Origin of the sequence: Flavobacterium sp. PL02 (genome assembly GCF_035013205.1) — a bacterium.
GTDB lineage: Bacteria > Bacteroidota > Bacteroidia > Flavobacteriales > Flavobacteriaceae > Flavobacterium.
The window spans coordinates 164,724-189,662 of the sequence record NZ_JAYGJP010000005.1; the positions used below are offsets into that span (position 1 = coordinate 164,724).

Consider the following 24,939-nt stretch of genomic DNA (forward strand, 5'->3'; position numbering starts at 1 on the left):
CAGAATAACAATCAATCATAGTTGTTATATTTAGATTATTAAACTATAAATAGATGTTTAGTTAGATTTATTGTCTAAATTTACTTTTGAAATAAGATCAAAACAGATTATTTTTCAGACTAAAAAACCAACCAACTATGATATTAGATTCCACCGATAAAAAACTACTATTATTACTCCAAACCGATAGTAAAAAAACAACCAAAGAGTTATCCTTAAAACTAGACCTATCCGTAACAGCAGTTTATGAGCGAATCAAGAAACTAGAGCGAGAAGGAATCATTCATAAATATGTAGCGCTAGTCGATAAATCCAAAATAGAAAAAGGATTTGTAGTCTTCTGTCACCTCAAACTCATTCAGCATACCAAAGAATTCTTAACCAAATTTGAAAACGAAGTAATACAGCTAAAAGAAGTACTCGAATGCCATCACGTAAGTGGAGATTATGATTACATTCTAAAAGTACTCGTAAAAGACATGGAAGCCTATCGGGAATTTCTAGTAACTAAACTCACAAACCTACAGCATATAGGCAGTACACAAAGCACCTTTATGATTAGCGAAGTAAAAAATACAACAGTGATTTCTTTTTGAGGCTCTAAGTTTTTTTAGGTTCAAAGGTTCAGAGCAATAAAGGTTCAAAGGTTTTTTGAAGTTACATAGATTCAGAGGTACAAAGAATCAAAGGTTTAGCTTTGCGACTTAGCGTCTTCGCGAGAAATACCAAAAAAAACTGTAAGGTTGAGCGGAGTCCAAACCCCGCAAAAAGGACAGGTTCATGGTAGATGCATTGTAGACACGCACTGTAGAGGCGCACCGCTGTGCGTCTCCGCAATATGGGTTTATCCATAATATAACACCAATCTTGTCACTCTGAGGAACGAAGGGTTTCCATAAAAGACTAACACAAACTTGTCATAAATTGGCGAGCTACTCGCGGAGACTCTTCGTTCCTCAGAGTGACAAGATTGGGAGAAAAGGTTTTGAGAAAAAAAGATGATTAAGAGTATTTACTCTACACTTTGTGTTATCGCGTCTTTGCAAGAGATTTTTCAAATCAAAAAATCTTAAATCAACAAACTGCATTTTCTGCTAAAACCGAGATAAAATTTAACATTTTTATGTATTTATTACAATAAGTTTTCCATAGTCCAAGAAATCCTGAGAAAAAACTCAAACTTTAAACTTCAAACAAAACTTAATTCCTTAATTTTGTATCGCTAAAAAATAAAAAATCAAAATACTATGAGTTCATTTGACGTAGTCATTATAGGTTCAGGTCCCGGCGGATATGTTTCGGCAATTCGTTGCGCACAATTAGGTTTCAAAACAGCTATAATCGAAAAGTACAATTCGCTTGGAGGAACATGCTTAAATGTAGGATGTATCCCTTCAAAAGCATTATTGTCATCTTCACATCATTATGCTGAAATTAAACATTTTGCAGATCACGGAATTGAAGTTTCTGGTGATGTAAAAATCAATTTAGAGAAAATGATTGCTCGCAAACAAGCGGTTGTAGACCAAACTGTTGGTGGGATTAATTATTTAATGGATAAAAATAAAATTACCGTTTTTAATGGTTTAGGTTCATTTGTAGATGCTACACATATTGCAGTTGCAAAAGAAGATGGAACATCAGAAACAATCGAAGCTAAATATACTGTTATTGCAACAGGTTCTAAACCTTCATCTTTACCATTTATCAAAATCGATAAAGAAAGAATTATTACTTCTACAGAAGCATTAGCATTAAAAGAAGTTCCTAAACACCTTGTTATTATTGGTGGTGGAGTTATCGGAATCGAGCTTGGGCAAGTTTACCTACGTTTAGGAGCACAAGTTTCAGTAGTAGAATTCATGGACAGAATTATTCCAGGAATGGATGGTTCATTATCTAAAGAATTAACTAAAGTATTGAAAAAACAAGGAATGAAATTCTACGTTTCTCATAAAGTAAAATCAGTAGAAAGAAACGGCGATGTTGTTGTAGTTCAGGCTGAAAATGCAAAAGGAGAAACAATCACTCTAGAAGGAGATTATTCATTAGTTTCTGTAGGGCGTCGTCCATACACAGACGGATTGAATGCTGATAAAGCTGGAGTAAAAATTTCAGACAGAGGACAAGTTGAAGTAAATGATCATTTACAAACAAACGTTCCAAATATCTATGCAATTGGAGATGTAGTTCGTGGAGCAATGTTAGCTCACAAAGCGGAAGAAGAAGGAACAATGGTTGCTGAAATCTTAGCAGGACAAAAACCACATATCGATTATAACCTAATCCCAGGAGTAGTTTATACTTGGCCAGAAGTTGCAGCTGTTGGACAAACAGAAGAGCAATTAAAAGCTTCGGGAGTAGAGTACAAAGTAGGAAGTTTTCCTTTTAAAGCATTAGGACGTGCAAGAGCAAGTGGAGATTTAGACGGATTCGTTAAAATTCTTGCCGATGCTAAAACTGATGAGGTTCTTGGAGTACACATGATTGGAGCACGTACTGCCGATTTAATCGCAGAAGCTGTAACAGCAATGGAATTTAAAGCATCTGCTGAAGATATTTCAAGAATGAGTCATGCACATCCAACATTTGCAGAAGCAATAAAAGAAGCAGCATTAGCAGCAACAGATAACAGAGCATTACACGTATAAAAAAGTTGTAGAGACGCACTACAATGCGTTTTTAGCATAACAAATTATACCAAAAATAAAAACCCGACAATTAATTGTCGGGTTTTTTTATGAATTTTCGGTAACGCACAGTCGTTCTGTAGAAACACACCGTTCTGTAGAGATACACGCAGTGCGTCTAATAAAGTACGTTTTTATTACGCTGTAAAAACAGTTTTATAATTATCCCAATATCTATAAATCAAAAATATATTACCTAAAAATAACAAAGCTGCAATAGGTAAGTTTTCTGGAGACATAAAATAATTAATAAATAAGATGTTTATGGTAATAGGCAGGATTAAAATGTTAGCAAGCGTTACAAAACGACCAGTTACAAAAGCAATCCCACAAATTAACTCTATTGATTTAGCTAGTGGCATTAAATAGGTTGAAGCAACCAGCCCCGAATTAAAAGCTTTAAAGTTATCGTTTGCTGCAGGTTCTGCCGGCATAAGGTGGAAGAAAAAGCTGATTGATGCAAAAAGCAATAAAAGACCAATTAAAGTTCGGATAATAATAGTGGCGATTTTCATGATATAGATGATTTTTATAGGTTAAAAAATTAAAATTTCTGATATAAAATAATCTTCTTTTAAATAATTAAAAAACGGGTTTAATTATTAATTTATTATGAATTATATAAACTATTCTTGAGTGTTTTGGTTTTTGTTTAATGCTATATCAAATATAATGATTTTTACGCTATAAATAAATACATGAATTCTTATATTTTAGACTGATTTTTAACATATTTTCTATAAAGGAAAAATCCACCAGTTCCAATTAAAATAAATGGCCAAAGATTTATAAAAAAGACAATTATACCTTGTAGTATATACCAACCACTTTTTAAAGCATCAATAATTTCAATACCAATATTAGGTTTGTAAGTGTTATTATCTTTACTAGGAACTACTTCTTGTTTTAAAGATTGGTTTTGGTACAATTGTAAAGTAATGGTACTAAAATTTATCTGATCATTTAAAGATAGTTTTTCGATTTTACTAGAGTCATTTTGTTCTTTTTGAGCAGCAAGAGTATTCTCTGCTTCCATAACATCGTTTATTTTCTTGCCTTTAGTATCGATAGCATTTTCGATTCTTTTGTTATTTTCTGCATTTCTGTTTTGAGCAAGCTGGTTCGAAAGCAATTTTAAAGAAACATCATCGGCTTTGATAACACGGTAATCCAGAAAATCTATTTGCTTAGCAATAGTCTTTATAACCGTATCAAGTTGAGTGTTGGGAACACGAATAGTAATGTCGTTTATTACCGAATATTTAGTGGTTTGTAGAGTACTATCTTGACTTATTTTGGTTTGAATTTCGTCATGAACTGTACTTTGTAAATTAGTGTAAGTAACAAAACCTCCAAATTTTACCGTTGCGTTTTCAATTGCGTAAGTTGATTTTGCTACATTTTTTACCTTAAATTTTATATCGGCGGTTCGTATAAATTTATGATTACTATCTTTCTTTTCGACAGCTGCCGATGAAGAAACGATATCGGATGTACTAGTCGATGATTCTGCAGCAGAGTCTTCTTGGTACGTATCTGCTTTTTTACAGGAGAATAATAGTGCGATGATTACTACTGTAGTCATGCCAAATTTTGCAATTGTTTTCATGGGTAAATGATATAATTATAGATTAATAAATGGGTTACTTAATAGGATATTTTTTTTAAAGGGTAAAAGTAGTTTTGTCTCAATAATCGTATCAATTTTATAAAATGGATATAAACTGGTGTAATAAAAAGCGTGCCAATATTTTTTGAGATTACATTATCGAAGGAATTTTTTTGTCGTAATTTTGACGGATAAAAAAAATAATTTTTTGAGAGTTTCAATTCACAAGCATATTTCAAATCCTGCGGCCTTTAAACAGCAACTTTTAGTTTGGGCACAACAACACCGAGAAGTTGTTTTTATGGATAGTAATTTGTATCCACAAGAATATTCAAGTTTCGATTGTTTGCTGGCTGTCGATGCCTTTACATCAATAAAAACTGATTTCCATAACGCATTCGAAGATTTAAAACAATACCAACAAACGACCAGAGATTGGCTTTTTGGTTATCTTACCTACGATCTAAAAAATGATATCGAAGAACTACAATCGACTAATTTTGATGGATTAGAATTTCCTGATTTATTTTTCTTTCAGCCTAAAAAAATATTTTTGTTAAAAGGCGATCAACTCGAAATTCAATATTTATCGATGTGTGATGATGAGGTCGAAGAAGATTATAATGAGATTGTAGAAAGCCGAAAGTCAGATGAGAAAAGTCAAACGGAACTTCATATCAATCAAAGAATTTCTAAACAAGATTATATCTCTAAAGTTAATTCGGTTCTAGAACATATTCATCGTGGAGATATTTACGAAGCTAATTTTTGCATGGAGTTTTACGCAGAAAATGCAACGATAAACCCATTAGATAAGTTCGAAAAACTGAATGAAATATCGCAAGCGCCACTAACTGTCTTTTTTAAAAATCACAAACAGTTTTTGTTATCGGCTTCACCAGAAAGATATATTCGTAAGATAGGAGATCAGATAATTTCGCAACCTATCAAAGGAACTTCAAAACGTTTTGAAGATAAAGTAGAAGACGAAAAATCTAAAAATCAGTTAGAAGCAGATCCAAAAGAACGTGCAGAAAATATCATGATAACCGATTTGGTTCGAAATGATTTATCACATACTGCCCAGAAAGGTTCGGTAGAAGTGGTGGAGCTATGCAAGATTTATTCTTTTTTGCAAGTACACCAAATGATTTCGACAATTACTTCAAGGCTTGATGCTCAATATTCGCCAATCGATGTTTTAAAAACAACTTTCCCGATGGGAAGTATGACTGGAGCGCCAAAGATTTCGGTAATGAATATCATCGACAAACTAGAAGAAACCAAACGAGGATTGTATAGCGGGGCAGTAGGTTATTTTACGCCCGAGGGAGATTTTGATTTTAATGTTGTTATTCGAAGCATCTTATACAATCAGGAAAAAGAATATGTTTCCTTTTCAGTTGGTAGCGCCATTACATCACAATCGGTTCCCGAAAAAGAATATGAAGAATGTTTGCTCAAGGCAAAAGCCATGCAACAAGTATTACAATAATATACAAATCTATTTTTTGTATTTTTAACCAGTTGATTTGCAAAACCAAATCACAATAAAAGACGTAAATTAAAATATGTTCCAAAAATTTAAAAATCATATCACACAAACATTTCCTTTTCTTGCAAAAAAGAAATTGTTACTAGCTACAAGCGGAGGTTTGGATAGTATGGTTATGGCACATTTATTTGCTCAGTTAGATTATGATTTTGCAATTGCGCATTGCAATTTTCAGTTACGAGGTTTAGAAAGTTTTGGCGATCAGGAATTTGTTAGCACAGCTGCCGATAATTTAAAACGTCAATTTTTTATCACACAGTTTGATACTGAAGCTTTCGCAAAAGATTATAAGCTATCAACACAGGTTGCAGCGCGAGAACTAAGGTATAATTGGTTTTACGAGCTTTTAGAAACCGAAGGTTATGATTATATTCTAACGGCTCATCATGCCGATGATAATCTCGAAACCTTTATAATTAATTTAAGTAGAGGAACAGGATTGGATGGATTAATTGGAATTCCAGAGCAAAATGAATCTCTTATTCGTCCATTATTGCCATTTTCGAGAGAAGAAATTAAACAATATGCAGAGGATAATGTTATCGAGTGGAGAGAGGATAGTAGCAATGCATCTAACAAATATTTACGGAATAAAATACGTCATGATCTAGTTCCAGTTTTAAAAGAAATAAATCCTAATTTTTTAGCTGCTTTCCAGAAAACACAAGAGTTTTTGCAAGAAGCACAAATTATGGTCGAAGATGCTTCGATTATGATTTATCAGCAAGTTGCAAAAGAAATTGGCGAAGAAATTCATTTCGATTTAGAACAGTTAAAGCGATTAACTAATTATAAATCGTATTTGTATCAATGGCTTAAGGAATATGAATTTTCGGCTTGGGATGATATTTATGAATTGGTTGAAAGTCAGTCTGGAAAGCAGATTTTTTCTTCAGAATATAGATTGTTGAAAGACAGAACAACATTAATTTTAAGCCCAATTCCTGAAATTCAGCAAGAAGAATTTTATATAGAAATCAACGATAAAGAAGTTAATTTTCCCTTAAAATTGAGGCTTTGTAACGTAGGTCACATAACAATAGATTCAAATAAAGCTATATTTGTGGACGCCGATAAAATAAAGTTTCCTTTGCTTTTACGAAAGTGGAATGAAGGTGATGTTTTTCATCCATTTGGAATGAATGGAAAATCTAAAAAAGTTAGTAAGCTTTTTAAAGATGAAAAATTATCCTTGATTGAAAAAGAAAACACATGGATTTTGTGTTCGGATAATCAAATTGTTTGGGTTGTAGGAATCAGACAAGATGAACGTTTTAAAATAGAAAATACTACAAATAAGATACTTAAAATAGAATTACAATAATGAAATCAAACTATTACCCGCAAGCTTTACTATCAAAAAAAATCTGGAATAATTCGATTGTGTTTTTGTTGCTTTTCTTTTTTGCTTTTGCAAAAGGAAATGCGCAAATCTTAGAGCCAGTAAAATGGACTTCTAAAATTGAAAAGAAATCTGGAAACAATTTTGTATTGATTTTTGATGGAGTTATTGAAAAAGACTGGCATTTGTATTCGCAATTTACTCCAGATGGAGGGCCGCTTCCGCTAGAAATTTCATTTAAAAATCAAAAAGGAAACTATAACTTAGTTGGTAAAGCCAAAGAAGGAAAAACCAGAACAGCATTTAATGATGTTTTTGGTGTTAACGAAACTTTCTTTGAAGGGAAAGCACATATCGAACAAGAAATAACAATTACAAATGCTAAAGTAAAAACAATCGAGATTGAATTCGATTTTCAGGTTTGTAAAGAAGTTTGTATCAATTTAAATAAGAAATTTTCTATCGCGCTTCCAGCTAATTTTAAAATGGATGCCGATGCAGCAGCGACTGCTATTGTAAAAGCAGATGAGGTTGTGGCAGATCCTGTAGATGCTCTGGCGGTTGATACTACAAAGGCTATTGTAGGAACTAAAGCTTTAGAAACAGCAAAAGATAATGTTGATGTAGATTCTTCTACTTCAGATCCATCTGCACCAGCTCCACAAAGAAGTTTATGGTCAATATTCTTTATTGCATTTTTATCTGGTTTTGCAGCATTGCTTACGCCATGTGTGTTCCCAATGATTCCTATGACAGTTAGTTTTTTTACAAAACAAAGCAAAAGCAGGGCAAAAGGAATTAGAAATGCTGTTATTTATGGAATTTCTATTATCGTAATTTATGTTGCATTAGGTTGGTTGGTAACTTGGGTTTTTGGTGCAGATGCACTAAATGCTTTGTCTACAGATGTCTGGTTTAACTTAATATTCTTTGTTATATTAGTCGTTTTTGCAACTTCATTTTTGGGAGCTTTTGAAATTATGTTACCAAATTCATGGGCAAATAAAGCCGATCAACAAGCGGATAGAGGTGGGATAATTGGAATATTATTTATGGCTTTGGCTTTGGCAATTGTATCATTTTCTTGTACAGGACCAATTGTTGGAACTTTATTAGTAGAAGCTGCTTCAAACGGTGGAATTGCTCCTGTTATTGGAATGTTTGGTTTCTCATTGGCTTTAGCCTTACCATTTATGTTATTTGCAATGTTCCCGGGATGGCTAAATTCATTACCAAAATCGGGTGGATGGTTAAACACTGTAAAAGTTGTTTTAGGATTCCTGGAATTGGCTTTAGCATTCAAATTTTTATCAAATGCCGATTTAGTTTTACAATTGCATTTTCTTGAAAGAGAAGTTTTTATAGCAATATGGATTGCGATTTTTGGAGCTTTAACATTATACTTATTCGGCAAAATTACATTGCCACACGATAGCCCTTTGGCACATATATCAGTTGGACGTTTATATTTAGGATTACTTACACTTGTATTTACGGTGTATTTAATTCCTGGACTTTGGGGAGCGCCATTAAAATTAATTAGTGCTTTCCCACCACCACCACAATATAGTGAAAGTCCGTTTGGAGTAGGAGGGTCAAGTAATTCAGGTCTTGGTTCGGATAAAGGATTACCTGATGGAGCAGAATTAGGCCCACACGGAATCATGGTTTTTCATGATTATGAAGATGGAGTAGCTTTTGCTAAATCAATCAATAAACCAATTATGCTCGATTTTACAGGTTATGCTTGTGTGAATTGTAGAAAAATGGAAAACAATGTTTGGTCTGACGAAAGAATATTACCAATCTTAAAAAATGATGTAGTGCTTATTTCTTTATATGTTGATGATAAACGGGAATTGCCTGCAGAAGAACAATACGTAACGGCTACAGGAGATAAGATTATTACAGTTGGTGATAAATGGACTGATTTTATGATTTCTAAATATAAAACCAATACACAACCTTTATATATCATAACCGATTTAGAGGGTAAGAATTTAAATAGTTCTAAACCAACAATTAGTTATGTTGGTGCAGATGAATATTTGAAATGGTTAAAAGAAGGAATTTCAAAATTTAAGTAATAAAAAAGACCAATCTTAGATTGGTCTTTTTGTTTTTATGTTACTTGGTATATAAAGATGCTTTAAAATAATTTTTAAGGCATTTTTTTTATAAAAATTCTCCGTGTTGAGAAATGTCTAATCCTAGTTCTTCTTTTTCTTCAGTAACTCTTAGAGGCGTAATTTTATTTACAATAAAGAAAAGGATATAAGAACCTACAAAAGCAAAAATGGATACAATTACCATTGCTATTAATTGGTTTGTGAATAATGTTGAGGTTCCAAAAATAAGACCTTGATTATCTCCAACAAGCGGGTTTATGGCTTTAGAAGCAAAAACACCAGTTAATAACATTCCTACCATACCACCCACACCGTGACAAGCAAAAACATCTAGCGCATCATCAATTTCTCCTTTAGGAAATTTAGCTACTACAAGATTACTTACAATGGCAGCAAATGCTCCAATAAAGATTGCATGAGGAATACTTACGAAACCTGCAGCAGGAGTAATGGCAACAAGACCTACAACTGCACCAATACAAGCTCCAAGTGCTGATAGTTTATGTCCTAAAATTTTATCAAGAAATACCCAAGCCATTGCTGCGGCTGCGGCTGCAACTGTAGTTGTACCTAATGCCTGAACAGCTAGACCATTTGCTCCTAACGCTGAACCTGCATTAAAGCCAAACCATCCAAACCATAATAATGCAGTTCCTAGTAACACATATGTAATACGAGCAGGATTTACTTTTTGTACTTTTCTTTTTCCTAAAAATATAGCTCCTGCCAATGCAGCCCAACCAGCGCTCATATGTACAACTGTTCCTCCTGCAAAGTCAAGTACACCCATCTTAAAGAAAATACCTTCAGGATGCCATGTCATATGTGCCAAAGGAGAGTATATAACTAGTATAAATAAAACCATGAATAATAAGTATGCCCAAAAACGAACACGTTCTGCAAATGCACCTGTTATTAATGCAGGAGTTATAATGGCAAATTTTGCCTGAAATAATGCAAATAGCATAAACGGAATAGTAGGGGCAAGACTCCATGCAGTATTGGTACCTACACCTTGAAAAAATAAATTAGAAGTTGGATCACCTATAATTCCCCCTATTGTTGGACCAAAGGCTAACCCGAAGGCAACAACAACCCATAAAATGGTTACAATTACCATTGCCATAAAACTTTGCAGCATGGTGCTAATTACGTTTTTCTTGCCAACCATACCTCCGTAAAAGAAACCTAATCCAGGAGTCATTAATAATACAAATGCAGTTGCAACAATCATCCAGGCAGTATCACCAGTATCAAACTTTACAGCTTCGGTTGGGGTAGGGCTATCGGACAGGATAAAATTAGAGAGAAAGGTTAGTACCAAAATCGTGATTAGAATCACAGTTAAAATAATTTTTCGCATAGTTGGTTAGTTTTAAATTTCGATAAAAGTATAAAATGATTTAACACCCCATTAAAAAATAGTATTTACTGTTTAATTTTTGTTAAATTTTAATTTTAACCCCCTTAATTTTGATGGTAGTAATTAAAAAACATGCTAAAATTGAATTTTATGAATGGCGAATTTTATGAATGCTGAGTTTGAAGATTAAGTTTTAATTAAAATTGTCAGTTTTGTTTTATGACATCAAAAAACATTATCTGATTCTAAGAGTTTATTATTTTATGTAAGGTATTCTAAATAAAAAAGGGACTAAATGCAGTGTACATTTAGTCCCTTTGTATTACGGTATAAAAACTATTTTCCTTTTAAAACACTTTCATAGCGTTTTGTTAATCCTTCCAGATAAGGAGCTTTAATTTCTGTAGCAATTTCTACAGATTTTTTTAAAGCTATTATGGCGTTACTTTTCTTTCCGTTTTGTTCCAGAAGATCACCGTATTTTAAAAAGGCAATAGGCGATTTTGGATACAACTCGGTATTGCTCTTTAAGATGGATTCGGTAATAAAAGGCTTTGTCTTTGTGTATTGTGAAGCTAATGCATCAATATCATCTTCTTTGTATAAGTTCGATTCAGTTAATTTTTTTACTACATTAAATATTTGCTGATCCATTTTAGCAGAGTCACCTTCGTTAATTGGTTTCGTTTGTTGATCAACAGTTTTTTGTAGTTCCAGATAAAGATTTTTAGATTCAGCTGCCTTTTTATTTCTGTAATCAAAAGCAGTTTTTTGTGCTAATTCTACAGCTTTATCATAAGCCATATCTGGAGTAGTTTTATATTCTGGAATTACACCAACACCTTCCCAGTTTGTTTTTGTAATTGGGTTTATTCCAGTTCCGGTAGGAACGAATATTTCTAATCGACTGTTAATTTCATAGGGTTCGCCAGGATTAGCTCCTCCACCAGTTGTTTCTCCAACTAGTGTTGCTCTTTTTTGGGTTTGCATATTATAGCTGAATTCTTCGGCTCCCGAAAAAGTTTTTGGACTAGTAATAATGAACAAAGGAACATCAATCAATTTTTTTCCGTTTACTTCTTTTACCCAAAATTCCTCAGTAAAATTATCTTTTCTAAAATATAAGGTGTTTAGTAATATAGGATCTTTGAAAAAATAACTACATAAATACTGAACAGTTTTTGGACTACCACCTCCATTATTTCTTAAATCAATAATAATAGCATCGGCATTTTCTAGTAAGCGCATATAAGAATCGATGGTTTGATCGGTTTCGTGTATGAAATTATTATATTTAATATATCCTACATTGCTATCAATTAGTTTAGCTTCTCTAAAGCCATTTGCTAGTTTGCGATTGTCGGTGTAATTGTGCAGGTAAATTTCATAAGAATCTTTATTTAAATCTTTTTTCTCCTCAACAGGAGGAATAAATTTAGTCCAAATTCCAAGATGCTTATCATTATTAATAAATCGTACTTCTTTTGTTAATGCTACTGCAAAAGAGTCTAATAAGTCATACTTTTTAAATTTACCTTCTTTATATGCGGCTTTTAAATGATTACCAATTAATTTGGCTTTATCAGGAAATATATAATTTACTTGTAATAAAGAATCAATTTTTAAAACAGTTTCTTTCTTGAATTTCTCCGTAATTGTTTTTTGTTGAGCGCTTGTATTTATTGTGAAAACAAAGAACAGTATTAGAAGAGAAATATGTCTGTGATTAAAATAGGAAATCTTGCTTTTTGAAGGGGGGAATTTGTTTTTCATGATTAGTTAGGTTTGATTGATTGAAATACTTTGATGCTTAAATAATAAGTGGTTACGGAAATATACATGCTAATATATAATTTTATTGTAAATCATTTATAAATAATAAATTACTCTGTTTTTTTAATATAATTGAAGTTATAATAAAGAATAGGACTTTTTTATTAGTGATGAATCAATGCGAAGTATTGATTTTTATGGCAATGTCACAAGTTAAATATTTCAAAATGGGAAGTAGATTTATAATTGCATCTTTTAAATTTGTTAAGCTCGAAATTATTTGAGAAACAAAAGTTGTCAAAATTTAATCATTATTAGAAGCAAAAATGAGTGAAAACAATAAGATAAAAGCAGTAACAAGGTCAAATCCAAGTACATTATCAGCTCCAGTTGGTAATTATTCTCATGTTACGAAGATATCAGGTAATGCAGATATTTATACTTTTTCTGGTCAGATAGGTACAAGTAAAGAAGGAGATTTGCCAGATAATTTTAACGAACAAGTTGTTAATACTTTTCAGAATATAAAAGCTGTTCTGGAAAGTCAGGAATTGGTAGCCGATGATGTTATCAAGGTAAATATCTGGGCAACTCAAGAAATAGATTGGGATGCTTTTTATGCTGTATGGAATGCATTTTTTGGAGAAGTATATCCGTCAATGACTGTTGGATATATTACTGCTTTGGGATTACCAGAGATTAAATTAGAAATCGAAATCTGGGCTGCAAAATAGAGATACTGAGGCAGAAATAAATAAAAAACGAGATGATAATCATCTCGTTTTTTATTTATTTTAATTAGATAGTATTCATTATTATACTCATAATTGATATTTACAAAACTATAAATTCCATAGTTTTTGCAATATGTTCCTCTTTAATTATTCCGTGAGCGTAAAAAGAATTATCACCTGAATCGTACTTTTTTAAGTAGGCTTCGTTTATTTTTTTGTTGAGTAAGGCGATATCTTTTGGTATAACAGCAGATATTTTAATAACTCTTTCTCCACATTTTATTTCTCCATCAGCATCTTTTAGGAATGTATTGTACCAACTTCTTTCAGCAAAACCCCATGATCTTGCAAAGATTCTATTATCAACAGTAACCATCCAAATATTAAGGAAGTTTGGTCTTTCATTTCCCGCTTTTATTCCAATAAGATTGTTGTTCTCAATAAAATCGATTGTTTCAGTATCAAAGTTTTTCATATTGTTGTGCTAAAATTATATTTTATATAAGATTGTAAATAAAAGTATTTACTAACGAATATTTTGCACCATTTGATAGAATCGAGTTATTTAGGGATAGCATTATAATATTATTAAATTGCGATTGCTATTATATAATTTTATAGATAATTATTTTACAAAGAATTATTTATTCTATAGTTTTTTCGATATAATCGGAGTTTAAAAGATATAGTGCGCCCATGTATCTAATGTTAAACGATACTAAGTCGCCTACTTTATATTTCTTTTTAGACTTAGAAATATCAATTACTAACATATCCGAGCTGGCATCGACAATGCTTATTTCGGCATCATCAGATTCTAAATATTGAGGTTGCATATCGAGTAAACCAATATCCAGAATTGCACGTAAAGAAGTGCCGCCAAAATCTTCGGTATCATTCATAGAAAAAGTATTTCCTGCTACATTTTCGCCTAATTCACCTGTTGGGATATCTGGTTTTTCGGTTATTTCGATAATCTCTGTATAAAGCTTGAAAACATCGTTGTGCATTCCTTCGATAGTTTCTCCAGTAAACAAATCTTTCCCAAAGAACAATGCTTCACCAATCCTGAAATGGTTAACCTCCATAGGTCTTGCATTCTTTATGATTAAAGGCAATGCAACTGAAGTTCCGCCAGAAACCCACGGAATGCTAATATCAAATTTAGCTTCGATAAGTTGTTTGTATAAACTTAGCTGAATCAGTTTGTCCTGAGTTGGCATTACGCCACTCAAGCAATTAAGGTTTGTACCGATACCAAGAACTTCAATATTAGGCAGACTAAAAACCTGCCCGTAAAATTCAACTAAATCTTCGCCCATTACGCCCTCGCGTAAATCACCCATTTCAATCATAATAATGATTTTATGGATTTTATTTTGTTTCTGCGCTTCGCTAGAAAGCATTTGTATCGTATAAATCTCAGTGTTAAAACTAACATCGGCATATTTTACAATGCTTGCAATACTTCGCTTTGCAGGTGGTTTAATATATACGGTTTGAATATTTGGGTCTAATGATTTAATTTTTCTTAGGTTACTAACCCTCGAATCATGAATTTCGGTAACACCCAAAGCAATTATTTCTTTAAGATATATTTTATTACCGCATAAAAGCTTAGATACAACACCCCACTTAATATTTTTGGAAATAAAAATGTTGTTCAGAAAAGTATAATTCTCCTCTAGTTTTTTGCGGTATAATTTGATGAATGCCATTGCGTTCTTTTCTTTTTTTAAATTGAAATACTAGTTGAGGTTTATTTAATTAAACGCATTTCTAGGTATTTATTTGTAAAGCCTAGTTTCTCGTATAGAATTTTAGCTGGATTATCTGGCTCAACATGCAATGCAATATTTCCTTCGGCAGTATCAATTACTTTTTGCATTAATTTCTTTCCGTAGCCTTTTCCTCTTTGGCTTTTGTCGACTGCTATATATACCAATATATTTTCGGGAATATAATCTTTCATTCCTGTATGGTTTAGGACACAAGCTCCCACAATGTTTTCTTCTTCTATTGCAAGAACAATTTTTCCGCCTTTTGCAGGGTTCATTACATATGCGATAGCTTTTAATATATCTTCGATTGTATCGCCATATTGTTCCAGATGAGTATGAAGAAATTTAGCAATTATTTCATTAGTAAATGTTTTATCCTCTCCTTGTTCAGGAGTAATTATTTTGAATTCCATTTTGTTATTCTTTTTAGATTATTGTGCCCGATTATGAAATTTTTTCGATAGGCAAAAGATGCAATATAAATTGCAAATTGGTATGTTTTTTAGTCAGATTCCGGATTGGTAAAATCGCATTTAATAAAATGTGAAAATGCATTTTTTGACTGAAAACGTGATAGATATTTTCGCAATTTAAGGAAAAATAACCGAAAATAGGCAAAAAGAAGCCGCTTATTTTGTTTTGGACAAATAGTAAGCGGGTCGATTTTGTTGATTTTGGAGGGTGAAAAATATAATCTGTAAGAGGGAATTAACCGCTGAGTTTGTAAAAATTAACCGCAAAGCAAGCAAAGATTTTCGCAAAGGGCGCAAAGTTTGAAATCTTTTTAATCCTTTTAATCAGTGGCAGTAAATTAACCGCAGAGTTGGCAAAGGATTGCGCAAAGACCGTAAAGTTTAAGAACCCTTTTTATCTGTTGCAAAAAAAAGTAGCTCGCAGATTTAGCAGATTCAGCAGATTTTTTATTTGTGTAAATTTGTGCAATTGCTTCGCCAGTTCGATCTCGCTCGGGTTGTGGTAAAATAACCGCAAAACTTTTGGAATCTTTTTAATCTTTTAATCTGTGGCAGTATATTAACCGCAGAGTTCGCAAAGACTTAATCCTTTTAATCTGTAGCAGTAAATTAACCGCAGAGTTCGCAAAGTTTGAATCCTTTTAATCTTTTTAATATGTGGCTAAAAAAACATTAAACTTTATCAAAACAATACTTAATTTTTCTTAATCTCTTAATGGTAAGAAATCCTTTTAATTTTTTTAAATCCGAGAAATAAAATAAAGTTTATTTAGTTATTTTTCTTCGTGAGAATTCCTTTTTGGACACTTTCGTTAATTAAATTTTCGGCATAATTCCAGATTGTATCAGAGCCTTCTTGAATCACTTTTTTCTTTTCGTGAACTTTCTCGTAATCTACATTAAATTCTCTCCAGGTTCCTCCATTATTAGATGTGTTTTGCAAAAGAGGTTCAAGTCTGTCCATCGATTTTGCAAATTTTGCTTCATTGGTTAAACCAGCCTCAAATTCTTCCCAAATTGCAATAAACTCCTGAGCTTGTTCTTTTGGCAAAAGCCCAAAAATTCGTTCAGCAGCAATACGTTCCTCATCGGTATTATCGTGACTTTTTGTGGTGTCATAAATAAAAGTATCACCAGCATCAATCTCTACAATGTCGTGTATTAAAACCATTTTAAGGACTTTAAGAACATCTATAGGTACATTCGAATGCTCAGCTAGTACAATTGTCATCATAGCCAAATGCCAGCTATGCTCAGCATCATTTTCATTTCTGTCGCTGTTGAATAATTTAGTTTTGCGCTGAATGTATTTTACCTTATCAATCTCTTTAATGAAATCTATTTGTTTTAATAAACTATCAGTTTGCATCTCGGTGTTTTTTTAAGTTGTGTAATGATAACAAAGTTATTAAAATCAGCGATAGGACCGTGTTAACTATTTAGGTCTAGTCATTTTTCATGCTATCATGTCCGTAACTAATGATCCTCGAGATTCTCCATTCTCCATCTTTTTGCTGCCAAACATGAATAAATTTATAAGTTCCGCTTGGTTTTTCTTTTTCACCTTTATTTGTATGATAAAAATTATGAACGGCTATTTCGACTGCACCATAATTTTTAATTGGATAAACTTCTAAGCTACTTTCTACAAGTTCTCTTCTAAATATTACTTCCTCTAGCACACATTTCCTTAAATGAGGCTAATTCGCTTTTAAAAGAAGTTGTTAAGCCTCCAAGGTCATGGTAAAATTCTAAATCATCTAGAAAAAACTTTTTGTAAGCTACAGTATCGCATCTATTAAAGGCAGCAAATAAAGTGCTATCGGCTTTTTTAATTTCGTAATATAATTCACTTTTCAATTCAGGAGTATTCTTTTTTAATTTTTTGACTTTCTGAGCAAAAGTTGAACTTACAGAAAGAATGGAGAGCAGTAAAAGAACAAGGATTTTCTTCGACATTTTTTTTTGTTTTGGAATTAGATTGAATTATTTTTTTGTTTTTTGGTTTGCAAGTTTTAATGCAAATTCTAGCTGAACATCTTTGTCCTGAATGTACTCACTAATAGTTGGAGTTATTTTATAATCGGGTAAAATGCCTCGGTTACTATATTTGTCTTTTTTGACTGATAAAATATATTTGGTTGTAGGTATCGAAACATAAATTTGAGTGTTTGGCAAAACCAATTCCACAGCATTACCAGAAGTATTTCCGAAATATCCACCGCCAGTTTCTTCCCCGATAAATAAGGCCCTATTGTTACTTTTTGCAATAGCACAGAACTCAGCAGTTGTCGAAAAACTCATTCCATCAATTAAAACATAAACTTTACCTGCGAAATTATTCAGACTTGGTTTTTGGGTGGCCAAATTATTTCTACCTCTAAAGTAATCTTCAGATGGGTTTTCTTTCGGTTTATAACTACTTAGGTCGTTTTTGGTTAATTTTTGCGAAGTACTTTCTAGAGAAGTATAATATTCAAATGGAGTATTTGTAAGGTAAGAATATAATAATGAACCATAAGTATCTCTTCCTCCACCGTTTCCTCTTAAATCGATTATTAGTTTATCTATTTTCTTATCTTTTATTTCTTTGAATGTTTGCTCTAAAAACGGAATATAATTTTCTTTTGTTTGGTCGAATATTTCTCCATTAAAAGTTTTGATGGTGAGAAGAGCAATACCATCTTTTTTATAATCGATCGATAAATATTTATCTGGATCAGGTTTCTGATTTTTGCATTCGGTATTTTTATATAGTTCAGAACTGAGATTAATCGTTTTAATTTTGTTATCCTTAGACTTATATTCAATTTTAAAATCAGATTGTTCGCCATAAACTAATCGATAATAAAACCAGAAATTATTATTTAGTATCACATATTTTTTGGTTTCGATTTTACCATCAGAAACAATATATTGGAAAAGTTTTTCCTTGATTTCGTTTATTTGAATACCGTTTATGCTTAGAATTTCAGTTTCGGGTAATAGACTTCCTTTTTTGCTACAAACAACATAAGCATTATCGTTTATAAACCTGATTTGTAGCGGAAAGACTTTCGCATTTTCATCAAAATATTGTTTTAACTCTGGCGATGCTCCTGCATAAAAGTGACCGTCTTGCAAATAACTCAATACGAGTTTTATCTCTGCTAAAAAATCAATTTGAGTGGTATTTTTATTTATAGATAAAAAATAATTATCAAATAATCGATCTATATTTTTTTTGCTGTTAAAGCGATATAATGAAGGATATGATTTTTGTAGTTGAGTCCTGAAAATTACAAAATCTTGTTTTAAAAGCGGACATTCAATAACTTTTGGAGTATTATCAGAAGCTTTTTCAATTGTTTGAGCAGAACATATATTTATGGAAACAAGTATTAGTAAAAGTATTTTATATAACCGATTCATCTTTTGTCTTTTTATAGTAGTCATACTAAAGTTGTTTATGTTACAAAGAAGTCGCTATTATAATTTTTGATGGGTTTAATTTTCACAAGTTAAAGTTTTTTATGAACGGATTATTCAACAAATTATACTGTTAAAAAAAATAAGTTGAATGCTACAAGAATAATTTCATTTTACATTTACGTAACCATAAATAAAAAATCAAGATGAATATAGTAAAAATGGAAGATTTAAGCATCGCAGATTTAAAAGCTGCTTATGATTTTAATGCGATGGAAAGAAAAGCTTTGAGGAAATTACTTAAAGCTAGTAGCCGTACGGTAGATTATAATAGTAATGCAGGTTACCAAGAGTTAATGGTAATTCAAGAAAACCTTTATGATGCATTAGAAAATAGGATTAATTGTATTGAGATGATATGGTAGAATTAGAATTCATAGAATTAAAATCTAAGTAGCTTTTTCAAAAAGTTCAAATTATTTTGAATTAATTCATCTATTTATGCGATTAAATAAAAAGTAAATTTTTTACTACAAAATACTACTTTTTCAATTTATAATTAAATACTTTTACTTTCATAAATAAAAGGGATTATGTTAGTTAAAGTATACGGAAGTGCAGTTTTTGGTGTAGAAGCTACAACTATTACTGTTGAGGTAAATATGGATACAGGAATTGGGTATCATTTGGTAGGTTTACCTGATAGTGCCATCAAAGAAAGTTGTTTCAGGATTGCAGCAGCACTAAAAAATAACGGGTATAAAATGCCTGGAAAAAAAATAACTATAAATATGGCGCCAGCCGATTTGCGTAAAGAAGGTTCGGCTTACGACCTAACTTTGGCAATTGGTATTTTAGTGGCTTCAGATCAAATAAAAGCACCCGAACTAGATAAGTATATTATTATGGGAGAACTTTCGCTTGACGGAAGCTTACAACCCATTCGTGGCGCTTTGCCTATTGCTATAAAAGCAAAGGAAGAAGGATATAAAGGATTTTTTCTGCCAAAGCAAAATGTAAAAGAAGCTGCAATTGTAGCAGGTTTAGATGTATATGGAGTTGAGAATGTACAGGAAGTAATTGATTTTCTGGAAGGAAAAGGAACTTTAGAAACGACTGTTATAGATACTAGGGCTGAGTTTTATAAAACGTTAGATTTCCCTGAATTTGATTTCTCAGATGTAAGAGGGCAGGAGAGTATAAAGCGTTGTATGGAAATTGCTGCTGCGGGCGGACACAATATAATTTTGGTTGGACCTCCAGGAGCAGGAAAAACAATGCTAGCCAAACGATTACCAAGTATTCTGCCACCAATGACATTAAAAGAAGCATTAGAAACGACCAAAATTCATAGTGTTGCAGGAAAATTAAAAGAAGTTGGGTTAATGAATCAAAGGCCTTTTAGAAGTCCGCATCACACCATTTCGAATGTAGCATTAGTAGGAGGAGGCAGTTATCCGCAACCAGGAGAAATTTCGATGGCACATAATGGGGTTTTATTTCTAGATGAATTACCTGAGTTTAAAAGAGATGTACTCGAAGTAATGCGTCAACCTCTGGAAGATAGAGAAGTAACAATTTCGCGAGCCAAGTTTACCGTAACCTATCCATCTTCTTTTATGCTTGTGGCGAGTATGAACCCGAGTCCAAGCGGATTCTTTAATGATCCTGATGCACCACAAAAATCATCTCCACACGAGATGCAACGTTATTTAAGCAAGATTTCAGGGCCTTTATTAGACAGAATAGATATTCATATAGAAGTTACGCCAGTTCCTTTTGAAAAATTAGCTGATGATAATAAAGCCGAAAGTAGTGTGCATATTCGCGAACGTGTTACGGCTGGACGCGAAATTCAAGCTAAAAGATTTGAAACATTCGAGAATATAAATTATAATGCGCAAATGAATACGAAACAAATCAGAGAGTTTTGTGCACTTGACGAACAATCAAAGTTATTATTAAAAACCGCAATGGAACGACTTAATCTTTCAGCTAGGGCTTACGATAGAATTTTGAAAGTAGCCAGAACTATAGCCGATTTAGAGGCGGCTCCAGATATTGTTTCTTCTCATATTGCCGAAGCAATTCAATATCGCAGTTTAGATCGTGATGGTTGGTTGGGGTAAGAGAAATAATAGTATATTTAAATAATTAATTCTCGACCTATTATAATTATGAAAGCACTATTTGTTTTGTTCTCACTATTTATGTTTATAGGGATGTATTCACAAACGAATGAACCTGCCTTTTTTTTAGATGGAAATTTTGTACACAAAAACGCCATTGCAAATTTTGATGTAAACGAAATTAAAGATATTAATGTGATAAAAGATACAATCACGATTGAAGCAGTTAATTATATAGGGAGAATAATGATTACTTCAAAAAATCCAAAAGAGGTTAATTTGATGACTCTGAATGATATTAAAAATAAATTCACGAAAAGTAAAAGTAAAAAGTTTTTGTTTGTATTAAACGGGGTAGTTATTCTTAAAGATGTAGGAACTTATAAAATTGACGAAAAATATATATTTAAAACAGATGTTGTTAGTTCTGATACAATTGAAAATTTGAAAGGCACAGATTTAGATATTATTAGTATTCTAACAAAAATCAAAGAGAATACTGAACCTAAAATGCTTATTAGAGGAAGTAATATTTTGGATTCTCTTAAACCAGAATAAAAAAAAGGTTTAACATTGAATTCAATGTTAAACCTTTTTTAATATATAAGTATAATGTAGTTTTATGAAGCTACTACTGGAGCATCTTTACGCTCTAATAATGCCATATAAAAACCATCAAATCCAGACTCAGAAGCCAATATTTTTTGGTCTTTTACAAAAGTAAACTGTTTTCCAATTTCTGTTTTTAAGAATTTCTCTACTTGCTCTTGATTTTCAGAAGGTAATATAGAACACGTAGCGTAAACTAGTTTTCCTCCTGGTTTTACAATCTTAGAATAGTTCTCTAAAACTTCGGCTTGAACTTTACGAATGTTATCGATAAATTCAGGCTTTAATTTCCATTTAGCATCAGGGTTTCTTTTTAAAACACCTAAACCACTACATGGAGCATCGATTAAAACTCTATCGGCTTTTTCGTGTAATTTCTTAATTACCTTAGTAGTGTCGATAATACGGTATTCGATATTAAAAGCACCATTACGTTTCGCTCTTAATTTTAATTGCTTTAGTTTACTTTCGTATAAATCCATTGCAATTAATTGTCCTTTGTTTTCCATCAAAGAAGCAATATGCAATGTTTTTCCTCCAGCACCAGCACAAGTATCAACTACACGCATTCCTGGTTTTACATCAAGAAATGCAGCTACAAGTTGCGAGTTAGCATCTTGAACCTCAAAGAAACCTTGCTTAAATGCATCTGTTAAGAATACATTTGCTCTTTCTTTTAAGACCAAAGCATCTGGCTGATTTTTTAAGAATTCGGTTTCGATATTCAAATCCATTAAGATTGCTCTTAACTGTTCTTTGGTAGTTTTTAGCGTATTTACTCTAAGTATAACTTTAGCCGGTTGGTTTTGAGCAGCAATTTCTGTAGCCCAAAGTTTTTCGCCTAATTCTTTAACTCCTAATTCATCCATCCAATCAGGAATAGATTCTTTAATAGCTCTAGTTTTAGAAAGCTCGTCAAAACGACCTTTTATTTTTCTTTCAGGAACTCCTTCCAGCTGGCGCCAATCAGGGATTGGGTAACCTCTTAAAACTGCCCATACTGAGAACATTCTCCAAAGGTTATCTCTGTCAAACGGTTCTTTAACTTCAGCAATTTCACTGTATAATCTTTTCCAACGAACTATTTCGTATATCGTTTCTGCGACAAATTTCCTGTCAGAACTTCCCCAACGTTTGTCTTTTTTTAATGCTCTTGCAACCACTTTATCAGCATATTCACCTTCATTGAATATGGCGTTTAAAGAATCGATGGTCGTATAAACTAAATTTCTGTGTAATCTCATTTTAAATAATTGAGCTGCAAAGGTACTATTAATTGGTTGAAAGTTAAATTTTTAATTTTGAATGTTCTTTTTATATTTTCCAACCAAAAAAAAACACTCTTTTAAGAATTAAAAGAGTGTTTTGTAAATGTTTATCAAGGCTTAATGAACTCTTGTTAAACCTATGTTTTCTGGAGCATGAAGCACCATTGGGAATTTTTCTATTTTTACAGAACTGCTGTCTAAACCAAAAGCGCGTTCTTCGGATAAACTTAGTTTCTTTATAAAGAAATAAGAGTTCATGATAATATTTTCATGCCATCTCAAGTCATTATCGTTAGAAAGGAATTTCTCAGATAACACAAATTTGAAATCTCCAATAATATTATTTTTATTCAATGATTCGTATCGGCTTGTAATATCAACTTCTCCTTTTTTTACCATATCACGAATAACTTCTCTAAACATTAAGTTGATCTTGGTAGGTTCTCTAAATCCTAAATTAAAATCGACTCTATAAATATCGTCTTTTGCAATTTCGGTTACTTTATATTGAGTTTTATAAGGCTCAGTTAAAATGTTTACGTGTACAAACCAATATATATCGGCTCTTTTCGGACGCTTTTGCAAAATGGAATAAATTACTTTTTCCTCCAATTCATCTACACGGCTAGCATTGGTCATATAAACTAAATGCGTTGCATATTTAGGAATAGATAAATCTTCGCTCAATTCCATCAACACTTTTTTATAATCTTCAATCTTGATAACCTTGGTGTAGTTTTTATTAATTTTCTTAGCCAGGAACCAAATCGTCATAATAGAGATAAGAACTGCAGCAATAATTAATGTTACATAACCACCTTCGGCAAACTTAGTTACGTTGGCAATTAAAAAACTAATCTCGATTGCTAGATATATAGTGATTAATGGAACCATGAAATATAATTTTACTCGTTTCATAATCAAGTAGAAATTAAGTAAAATAGTGGTCATAATCATGCATAAAATAATTGCAAGACCATAAGCATGTTCCATTTTTCCTGATTCTTCAAAGTGCAATACGATACCTACACAACCAAAAAATAATAACCAGTTTATAGATGGGATGTATAGTTGACCTTTTAATTCAGTAGGATATTTTATTTTTACTTTTGGCCAGAAATTTAATCGCATGGCTTCATTTATCAATGTAAATGAACCACTAATAAGTGCTTGCGATGCAATTACTGCTGCAAGTGTTGCGATAACAATACCAATTGGTTGGAACCAACTTGCCATGATTAAATAAAAAGGATTTCCGTTACCTCCTAATTCTTGTAAAGTACGTCCTTCATGATGAATAAGATAAGCTGCTTGTCCAAAATAGTTTAATACTAATGTTGACTTAACAAATATCCAGCTTATGCGAATGTTTTTTCTTCCGCAGTGTCCCATGTCCGAGTATAAAGCTTCGGCTCCGGTTGTACATAAAAATACAAAGCCTAAAACGAAGAAGCCATCAGGATGGATTGATAATAAGTGATAAGCGTAGTAAGGGTTTATCGCTTTAAAAACTTCTGGATGATGTGCAATTTGTATGACACCCAAAGTACCTAACATGGTAAACCAGATAAGCATCATTGGAGCAAAAAACTTACCTACTAATTTTGTCCCGAATTGCTGAATCGCAAATAAAACAAATAAGATTGCAATAACAATAGGAACAGTATTTATACTAGGATAATAGGTTTTAATACCTTCAATTGCCGAAGAAACGGATATTGGCGGTGTAATAATACCATCTGCGAGTAAGGCACTTCCCCCTATAATGGCGGGAACAATCAACCATTTAATCTTTGTTTTTTTAACCAGTGCGTATAAAGCAAAGATTCCTCCTTCGCCATGATTATCGGCACTGAGTGTAATAAGCACATATTTGATGGTTGTTTGGAGCGTTAATGTCCAGAATACACATGAAATACCACCCAAAACAATATCAGCTTCGATTATATGTTTGCCAAGAATGGCTTTCATTACATATAAAGGAGAGGTTCCTATATCACCATAAATAATACCTAATGTGATTAACAAACCTCCTAACGTTAACTTACTATGTAAGTTCTTGTGTGATGCGCTCAT

The 24,939-nt window shown here is 32.2% G+C and carries 22 protein-coding genes; 9 read left to right on the forward strand and 13 right to left on the reverse strand.

Translation table 11 applies throughout. The features are described 5' to 3' along the window. The first annotated feature begins 137 nt into the window (after positions 1 to 137). Together SHI72_RS15815 and lpdA are read left to right on the forward strand one after the other, a co-directional pair. Positions 138 to 596, forward strand: coding sequence for an Lrp/AsnC family transcriptional regulator (locus SHI72_RS15815; protein WP_039113898.1), 459 nt, complete (start codon positions 138 to 140; stop codon positions 594 to 596). A 651-nt stretch (positions 597 to 1,247) separates the two neighbouring features. After that, a complete protein-coding gene (gene lpdA / locus SHI72_RS15820; protein ID WP_086894349.1) occupies positions 1,248 to 2,651 on the forward strand; it encodes a dihydrolipoyl dehydrogenase in 1,404 nt (467 codons plus the stop codon). Between the two features lie 176 nt (positions 2,652 to 2,827). Here the strand turns inward: lpdA and SHI72_RS15825 are convergent, their stop codons facing one another. Then, a complete protein-coding gene (locus SHI72_RS15825) occupies positions 2,828 to 3,205 on the reverse strand; it encodes a DoxX family membrane protein (protein ID WP_039113901.1) in 378 nt (125 codons plus the stop codon). 191 nt (positions 3,206 to 3,396) lie between these two features. Next, a complete protein-coding gene (locus SHI72_RS15830; RefSeq protein WP_323490639.1) occupies positions 3,397 to 4,299 on the reverse strand; it encodes a DUF4349 domain-containing protein in 903 nt (300 codons plus the stop codon). A gap of 208 nt (positions 4,300 to 4,507) precedes the next feature. Between SHI72_RS15830 and SHI72_RS15835 the strand changes: the two genes are divergently transcribed. The 3 genes from SHI72_RS15835 (at position 4,508) to SHI72_RS15845 (ending at position 9,283) form a co-directional block, all read left to right on the forward strand. After that, positions 4,508 to 5,794 carry an anthranilate synthase component I family protein gene (locus SHI72_RS15835; protein WP_323490640.1) on the forward strand — a complete coding sequence of 429 codons (1,287 nt, stop codon included), beginning with the start codon at positions 4,508 to 4,510 and terminating at the stop codon, positions 5,792 to 5,794. A 76-nt stretch (positions 5,795 to 5,870) separates the two neighbouring features. Next, the gene (tilS, locus tag SHI72_RS15840; RefSeq protein WP_323490641.1) at positions 5,871 to 7,178 is read left to right on the forward strand and encodes a tRNA lysidine(34) synthetase TilS; all 1,308 of its coding nucleotides are present in this window, start codon (positions 5,871 to 5,873) and stop codon (positions 7,176 to 7,178) included. Continuing rightward, positions 7,178 to 9,283 (forward strand): protein-disulfide reductase DsbD family protein, encoded by a 2,106-nt coding sequence (locus tag SHI72_RS15845; protein ID WP_323490642.1) that lies wholly within the window; start codon positions 7,178 to 7,180, stop codon positions 9,281 to 9,283. The genes tilS and SHI72_RS15845 overlap by 1 nt, the downstream gene beginning before the upstream one ends. Positions 9,284 to 9,371: 88 nt before the next feature. On the opposite strand, the gene SHI72_RS15850 is transcribed toward SHI72_RS15845, so the two are convergent. Both SHI72_RS15850 and SHI72_RS15855 read right to left on the reverse strand, forming a co-directional pair. After that, positions 9,372 to 10,688 (reverse strand): ammonium transporter, encoded by a 1,317-nt coding sequence (locus SHI72_RS15850; RefSeq protein WP_039118927.1) that lies wholly within the window; start codon positions 10,686 to 10,688, stop codon positions 9,372 to 9,374. Between the two features lie 336 nt (positions 10,689 to 11,024). Further along, on the reverse strand, positions 11,025 to 12,461 hold the full coding sequence (locus SHI72_RS15855; RefSeq protein ID WP_323490643.1) for a S41 family peptidase: 1,437 nt from the start codon (positions 12,459 to 12,461) through the stop codon (positions 11,025 to 11,027). Between the two features lie 326 nt (positions 12,462 to 12,787). Between SHI72_RS15855 and SHI72_RS15860 the strand changes: the two genes are divergently transcribed. Beyond that, positions 12,788 to 13,195, forward strand: coding sequence for a RidA family protein (locus tag SHI72_RS15860; RefSeq protein WP_039113906.1), 408 nt, complete (start codon positions 12,788 to 12,790; stop codon positions 13,193 to 13,195). A 100-nt stretch (positions 13,196 to 13,295) separates the two neighbouring features. Here SHI72_RS15860 and SHI72_RS15865 read toward each other — a convergent pair whose 3' ends face one another. The 7 genes from SHI72_RS15865 to SHI72_RS15895 all read right to left on the reverse strand — a co-directional run bounded on the left by SHI72_RS15865 (position 13,296) and on the right by SHI72_RS15895 (position 18,884). Next, the gene (locus tag SHI72_RS15865) at positions 13,296 to 13,670 is read right to left on the reverse strand and encodes a DUF2255 family protein (protein ID WP_039113907.1); all 375 of its coding nucleotides are present in this window, start codon (positions 13,668 to 13,670) and stop codon (positions 13,296 to 13,298) included. 169 nt (positions 13,671 to 13,839) lie between these two features. Further along, a complete protein-coding gene (locus tag SHI72_RS15870) occupies positions 13,840 to 14,913 on the reverse strand; it encodes an alanine/ornithine racemase family PLP-dependent enzyme (RefSeq protein WP_323490644.1) in 1,074 nt (357 codons plus the stop codon). 41 nt (positions 14,914 to 14,954) lie between these two features. Then, positions 14,955 to 15,389, reverse strand: a complete 435-nt coding sequence (locus SHI72_RS15875; RefSeq protein WP_323490645.1) for a GNAT family N-acetyltransferase — start codon at positions 15,387 to 15,389, stop codon at positions 14,955 to 14,957. An 829-nt stretch (positions 15,390 to 16,218) separates the two neighbouring features. Then, entirely contained in the window at positions 16,219 to 16,818 is a 600-nt protein-coding gene (locus tag SHI72_RS15880; RefSeq protein WP_323490646.1) for an HD domain-containing protein, read from the reverse strand. 76 nt (positions 16,819 to 16,894) lie between these two features. After that, positions 16,895 to 17,131 carry a DUF4440 domain-containing protein gene (locus SHI72_RS15885; RefSeq protein ID WP_323490647.1) on the reverse strand — a complete coding sequence of 79 codons (237 nt, stop codon included), beginning with the start codon at positions 17,129 to 17,131 and terminating at the stop codon, positions 16,895 to 16,897. After that, entirely contained in the window at positions 17,109 to 17,408 is a 300-nt protein-coding gene (locus SHI72_RS15890; protein ID WP_323490648.1) for a hypothetical protein, read from the reverse strand. Before SHI72_RS15890 ends, SHI72_RS15885 begins: the two co-directional genes overlap by 23 nt. A gap of 27 nt (positions 17,409 to 17,435) precedes the next feature. Then, positions 17,436 to 18,884, reverse strand: coding sequence for a S41 family peptidase (locus tag SHI72_RS15895; protein ID WP_323490649.1), 1,449 nt, complete (start codon positions 18,882 to 18,884; stop codon positions 17,436 to 17,438). Between the two features lie 194 nt (positions 18,885 to 19,078). Here SHI72_RS15895 and SHI72_RS15900 point away from each other — a divergent pair, with 194 nt between their 5' ends. The 3 genes from SHI72_RS15900 to SHI72_RS15910 all read left to right on the forward strand — a co-directional run bounded on the left by SHI72_RS15900 (position 19,079) and on the right by SHI72_RS15910 (position 21,544). Beyond that, positions 19,079 to 19,282: a hypothetical protein gene (locus tag SHI72_RS15900; RefSeq protein ID WP_323490650.1), complete on the forward strand. Its 204-nt coding sequence runs from the start codon at positions 19,079 to 19,081 to the stop codon at positions 19,280 to 19,282. A gap of 168 nt (positions 19,283 to 19,450) precedes the next feature. Further along, the gene (locus tag SHI72_RS15905; RefSeq protein ID WP_323490651.1) at positions 19,451 to 20,986 is read left to right on the forward strand and encodes a YifB family Mg chelatase-like AAA ATPase; all 1,536 of its coding nucleotides are present in this window, start codon (positions 19,451 to 19,453) and stop codon (positions 20,984 to 20,986) included. A 48-nt stretch (positions 20,987 to 21,034) separates the two neighbouring features. Then, positions 21,035 to 21,544: a hypothetical protein gene (locus SHI72_RS15910; RefSeq protein WP_323490652.1), complete on the forward strand. Its 510-nt coding sequence runs from the start codon at positions 21,035 to 21,037 to the stop codon at positions 21,542 to 21,544. A 62-nt stretch (positions 21,545 to 21,606) separates the two neighbouring features. Here the strand turns inward: SHI72_RS15910 and SHI72_RS15915 are convergent, their stop codons facing one another. Together SHI72_RS15915 and SHI72_RS15920 are read right to left on the reverse strand one after the other, a co-directional pair. Beyond that, positions 21,607 to 22,839, reverse strand: a complete 1,233-nt coding sequence (locus SHI72_RS15915) for an RsmB/NOP family class I SAM-dependent RNA methyltransferase (RefSeq protein WP_039113916.1) — start codon at positions 22,837 to 22,839, stop codon at positions 21,607 to 21,609. A 141-nt stretch (positions 22,840 to 22,980) separates the two neighbouring features. Next, positions 22,981 to 24,939 (reverse strand): KUP/HAK/KT family potassium transporter, encoded by a 1,959-nt coding sequence (locus SHI72_RS15920; RefSeq protein ID WP_323490653.1) that lies wholly within the window; start codon positions 24,937 to 24,939, stop codon positions 22,981 to 22,983.